The sequence below is a fragment of the Komagataeibacter melomenusus genome (assembly GCF_013155395.1).
Lineage (GTDB): Bacteria > Pseudomonadota > Alphaproteobacteria > Acetobacterales > Acetobacteraceae > Komagataeibacter > Komagataeibacter melomenusus.
The window spans coordinates 1-5,494 of the sequence record NZ_JABJWC010000085.1; the positions used below are offsets into that span (position 1 = coordinate 1).

Genomic DNA, 5,494 nt, shown 5'->3' on the forward strand with positions numbered 1-5,494 from the left:
CGGGAATGATGCCCTGCACAGTGCGGCGGCCGGACAGTTCTGCGCCGGGATTGCGGCCCGTACGCGCGGCAAGGTGCTGTGGATCGTCACCCGCCAGGATGTATTTGCCCCTTCCCTGAAGCAGGTCGGTCTGTCGGCACGGCGAACCATCTATGTCGAGGCACGCTCGGACGTCGATGTGCTGGCCTGTTTCGAGGAAGGACTGCGGCATGGCGGCCTTGGGGCCGTAGTTGCCGAGGTGGCGCGTCTGTCCATGACGGCCTCACGCCGTCTGCAACTGGCGGCCGAGACGTCCGGTTCCCTCGGCATCGCCATCCGACGCTGGCGGCGGCAAACGGATGCGGCGGATTTCGGCCAACCCACAGCTTCCGTCACACGCTGGCGGGTCTCCGTCCTGCCATCCGTCCCGCTGCCGGTTCCCGGCGTCGGAAGACCGCGCTGGTTGCTGGAACTGATCCGCGCCCGCGCAGGCGAATGTGCCGATTTTGAAGTGGAGGCCTGTGATGGCAAGGGTCGTCTCTTTTTACCTGCCGCTCTGGCCGACGGGTCGGATCAGGAAGCGGCTGGGCAAAGACGCGCCAGCGCCTGAAGTGCCGCTGGCACTGGCCGGTCGTGAAGGACGGCGACGGGTCGTGCTGTCGGTCGATCTCGCCGCCCGGAAGCTGGGGCTGCGCCCCGGCACGCCGGTAGCCAAGGCCCAGGCGCTCTATCCCGATCTGGTGCTGATGGACGCTGATCCCGACGGTGACCGGCTGGGTCTTGAAAAGCTGGCCCTGTGGTTCCAGCACCGTATCGCGCCCATCGTGGCCGTCGATGCGCCGGACGGGCTGGTGCTCGACACGACGGGGGCGGATCATCTGCATGGCGGTGAACTCCCCATGCTCAAGGACATGGTTCATCGCATGGCGGGCGCCGGCTTTCGGGCAAAAGCTGTGGTGGCGGACACATGGGGCGCCGCGCACGCCATCGCCCGCTATGGTAGGGCACCGATTGCCATTGTGCCCTCAGGCGGAACAGCCTCTGCTCTGGCCGATCTCCCGGTTGAAGCACTGCGTCTGCCCTCCACCATTATCGAGGGGCTGGCCACGTTGGGGGTATCCCGCATCGGGCAACTAACCGCCATGCCCCGCGCCCCTCTGGCCCTGCGGTTCGGTCCGGATGTGGCCCGCAGGCTGGATCAGGCGTTCGGGCGCATTGGGGAGGCCATCGTACCAGTCCGCCCGGTCGATCCGGTCGAGGTCAGCCGGAACTTCGCTGAACCCATCGGGGCTGCGGAGACCATTGCCCGCTACATCGGCAAGCTGGTGCCGCTGCTGTGTCAGGGACTGGACGAGCGTGGACAGGGCGTGCGGCGTCTCGACCTGCTGCTGCATCGGGTGGACAGCCGCACCGAGGCGATCCGGGTGGCCACGGCCATGCCGGTGCGCGACGTCAAGCGCCTGACCCGGCTGCTGTGCGAGAAGATCGAAACCATCAATCCGGGCTTTGGGATCGAACGCATGGTGCTGATCGCCTCTTTGGCCGAACTCATGGACCGGCGGCAGACCGTCTCCTCCCTGATCGCCGAGGAAGAGGCCGATGTGTCCGACCTGATCGACACGCTGGCCAACCGTGTCGGCACGCAGGCGCTGTACCGGTTTGCTCCGGTGGAAAGCGACCTGCCCGAACGCTCCTTCTGCCGCGTGCCCGCGCTGGCGCCCGAGGAGACGAAGGACTGGCCCGAGCACTGGTCACGTCCAACACGCCTGCTGGCGCGGCCGGAACCCGTGCAGGCGATGGCGGAACTGCCGGATCAACCGCCACTGTTCTTCATCTGGCGGGGCGTGCGACGGAAAGTGAAATGCGCCGACGGGCCGGAGCGTGTCTTTGGCGAATGGTGGAAGAATGACGCCGAACTGACCATCGCCCGCGATTATTTCCGAGTCGAAGACACCAGCGGCGAGCGGTTCTGGCTCTACCGGGCGGGTGATGGTGAGCACGGCGAGACCGGCTCGCAGGCCTGGTTTCTGCATGGGATTTTCGGATGAATATCTCGGCACCGCGCTACGCTGAACTTCAGGTGACGACCTATTTCTCGTTCCTGCGTGGAGCCTCCTCGCCGATCGAACTGTTCGAACAGGCAAAGGCGCTAGGCATCGAAGCTCTTGGTATCTGCGACCGCAATTCCCTGGCAGGCATGGTGCAGGCATACGGAGCGGCGAGGGCTACCGGCGTCCGGCTGGTCGTCGGCTGTCGCCTCGACCTGGCCGATTCCCCGCCCGTAATGGTCTATCCGACCGACCGCGTGGGCTACGGCCGACTGTGTCGTCTGCTCACCATAGGCAAGGCCCGAGCCGGCAAGGGGAAATGCCATCTGCTCTGGGAGGATCTTGTCGCCTGGGGTGAAGGCCAGATCGTCGTCATGATCCCGGACACGGCGGATGATGCCTGCGCCCTGCATCTTCGCAAACTGAAAGAGGCTTTTGCCGATCGCGCCTACATGGCGCTCACCCTGCTGCGCCGTCCCAATGACCAGATGCGGCTTTATGAACTGGCGAACCTGGCGCATCAGGCACGTGTGCCAACCGTTGTAACCAACGACGCGCTGTTTCACACCCATGACCGGCGCATTCTGCAGGATGTCGTGACCTGCATCCGCCACAACACCACCATCGATGAGGCAGGCTTTGTCCGCGAACGTCATGCCGACCGCTATCTCAAACCGCCTCAGGAAATGGCCAGGCTGTTCGTGCGCTATCCAGAAGCGGTGGCCCGGACCATGGACATTGTGGAGCGCTGCCGCTTCTCACTTGATGATCTGGCCTATCAGTATCCCGATGAAGTCTCTGTGCCTGGTCAGACGCCCCAGCAGGCGCTGGAAACGCTGACCTGGGAGGCTGCGACACGCACCTATCCAGAAGGCATTCCGGATGAGGTCTGCCAGAGCCTGAACCACGAACTCAGCCTGATCGGACGGATGCAATACGCACCGTATTTCCTGACCGTGAACAGCATTGTCCGCTATGCACGCAGTCAGGATATTCTCTGCCAGGGCCGTGGATCGGCTGCCAATTCTGCCGTTTGCTACGTGCTCGGCATTACTGCCATCGATCCGGCCCGCAACTCGCTGCTGTTCGAACGCTTCGTCTCCGAAGAGCGGGGTGAGCCGCCGGATATCGACGTCGATTTCGAACACGCACGACGCGAGCAGGTTATCCAGTGGGTCTATGAGCATTACGGTCGCGACCGGGCGGCCCTGACAGCAGTGGTGATCCGTTATCGTGCCAAAGGGGCCTTGCGGGACGTCGGCAAGGTCATGGGACTACCGGAGGATCTGATCCGCACGCTGTCTGGCCAGATCTGGGGTTGGGGGCGCAAGCTGGATGATGAGGCCCTCAATGACACCGGCATTGACCTGTCCGACCGGCGCATCCGCCTAACACTGGAGCTGGCACGTTGCCTGATCGGCGTGCCCCGCCATCTGTCACAGCATCCCGGTGGTTTTGTGCTGACGCATGACCGGCTGGATGAACTGGTGCCCATTGAGCCGGCCTCGATGGAGCAGCGCCAGATCATCGAATGGGACAAGGACGATATCGACGTCCTGAAATTCATGAAGGTCGATATCCTTGCGCTTGGCATGCTGACCTGCATGAAAAAGGGGCTGGACCTTCTGGCCGAACACAAGGGCCAGCACTTCACGCTCCAGACCCTCCCGGCTGAAGATCCGCGCACCTACGCCATGATCCGCAAGGCTGACACGATCGGTGTGTTCCAGATCGAGAGCCGGGCACAGATGTCCATGCTTCCACGGCTCAAGCCGCGTGTGTTCTATGACCTGGTCATTGAAGTGGCCATCGTCCGCCCCGGCCCCATACAGGGTGATATGGTCCACCCTTATCTCCGCAGACGCGAAGGGATCGAACCGGAAAACTATCCCACCCCGGAACTGGAAAAGGTTCTGAAAAAGACGCTCGGGATCCCGTTGTTTCAGGAACAGGCGATGCAGGTCGCCATGATCTGCGCGGGGTTTACCGCCGCCGAGGCCGATCAGTTGCGTCGGGCCATGGCGACCTTCAAGAATACTGGGACCGTCTCGCAGTTTCAGACACGCCTGATCAATGGCATGCGCGCCAACGGGTATGATGAGGAATTCGCTCAGAGGATCTACCAGCAACTGGAGGGCTTCGGTTCTTACGGATTTCCCGAGAGCCACGCGGCCAGTTTCGCCATTCTGGCCTATTCATCGTCGTGGATGAAATGCACCCATCCCGATGTGTTTCTGGCATCACTCCTGAACAGCCAGCCGATGGGGTTCTATGCGCCGGCGCAGCTTGTCCGTGATGCGCGTGAGCACGGCGTGGAGGTCCGGTCTGTGTGTGTGAATACCTCACGCTGGGACAGCACGCTGGAAGGACCGGAAAGCTACAATGGCCGATTTGCCGTGCGGCTGGGCATGAGTCTGGTGAAGGGACTAGCCAATGACGATGCGGCCCGGATTGTTGCCGCGCGAGCCTCGCGCCCGTTTACCTCGATCGATGACCTGTGGCGTCGGGCCGGTGTGAAGGCGGCAGCTCTGACCCATCTGGCCGAAGCGGATGCGTTCCGGCCTTCGCTCGGGCTGGCACGGCGCGAGGCTCTCTGGGCGATCAAGGCTCTGCGCGATGAACCATTGCCCCTGTTTGCGGCAGGCCAGGTAACGCGGGAAGCTGAAGAACCGGATGTGCTGCTGCAACCCATGCGCGACGGGGCCGAGGTGGTGCGGGATTACAACCGGCTTGGCCTGACCCTGCGGGATCATCCCCTGACCTTCCTACGCAAGGATCTTCAGGCCAGGGACATCATGTCCTGTCGGCAGGCGCTGGCGGCAAAGGATGGGAAGCGTCTCACCGTGGCGGGGCTGGTGCTGGTCCGGCAGCGACCGGGCTCCGCCGAAGGCGTGGTGTTCATGACCCTGGAGGACGAGACGGCCAACATGAACGTCATCATCTGGCCGGATCTATTCGATGCGAACCGGCGCGTGGTACTGGGCGGGCAGATGCTGGCCGTGACAGGCATGCTCCAGAAGGAAGGTGACGTCGTGCATCTGGTCGCGAAGGAGATCACCGACCTTTCCGGGCTGCTCGCGGACGTCGGTAATCGCTCCTCTACGGAGAGCCCCCATGCCAACGCTTCCACCGGCGAGCGTATCGTCGTCAGATCGCGCAATTTCCACTGAGCAACGAGGCTAAGGACAGACATCACACAATCGTGAAGCACCCCGATTTCAGCCCAACCTACGCTGGAGTTTCACTCCCAGTTGCATCCTATACGCATCCTGCGCGGGAATTCAGGACGCAAAAAAGCCGCCTCTATGGGCGGCGTTTTTTGTTAGATATCAGTATGTTCGGCTTGGTTGCGGGGGCAGGATTTGAACCTGCGGCCTTCAGGTTATGAGCCTGACGAGCTACCGGGCTGCTCCACCCCGCGTTAGTGATGGGGAGACTGGAAGACCTGGCGGCGACCGACTTTCCCG

Annotated in this window: 3 protein-coding genes and 1 tRNA gene; 3 read left to right on the forward strand and 1 reads right to left on the reverse strand. The window is 62.8% G+C overall.

Features of this window, described 5'->3' with window-relative positions; all coding sequences use genetic code 11:
* The 3 genes from HNW77_RS16855 to HNW77_RS16865 form a co-directional block, all read left to right on the forward strand.
* Nucleotides 1-589 (forward strand): ImuA family protein (locus HNW77_RS16855; RefSeq protein WP_172159239.1); only part of this gene is annotated, 589 nt, incomplete at its 5' end.
* The gene (locus HNW77_RS16860) at nt 504-2,027 is read left to right on the forward strand and encodes a DNA polymerase Y family protein (RefSeq protein WP_241694540.1); all 1,524 of its coding nucleotides are present in this window, start codon (nt 504-506) and stop codon (nt 2,025-2,027) included. The genes HNW77_RS16855 and HNW77_RS16860, both read left to right, overlap by 86 nt.
* A complete protein-coding gene (locus tag HNW77_RS16865) occupies nt 2,024-5,197 on the forward strand; it encodes an error-prone DNA polymerase (protein WP_172159241.1) in 3,174 nt (1,057 codons plus the stop codon). Before HNW77_RS16860 ends, HNW77_RS16865 begins: the two co-directional genes overlap by 4 nt.
* Nucleotides 5,198-5,371: 174 nt before the next feature.
* Here HNW77_RS16865 and HNW77_RS16870 read toward each other — a convergent pair.
* A tRNA-Met gene (locus HNW77_RS16870) sits at nt 5,372-5,448 on the reverse strand.
* Nucleotides 5,449-5,494: the final 46 nt, after the last annotated feature.

What these genes read in the sequence shown, in the direction of transcription:
- HNW77_RS16860 (WP_241694540.1), top strand. Translation starts at nt 504, where the DNA reads ATGGCAAGGGTCGTCTCTTTTTACCTGCCGCTCTGGCCGACGGGTCGG.
- HNW77_RS16865 (WP_172159241.1), top strand. Translation starts at nt 2,024, where the DNA reads ATGAATATCTCGGCACCGCGCTACGCTGAACTTCAGGTGACGACCTAT.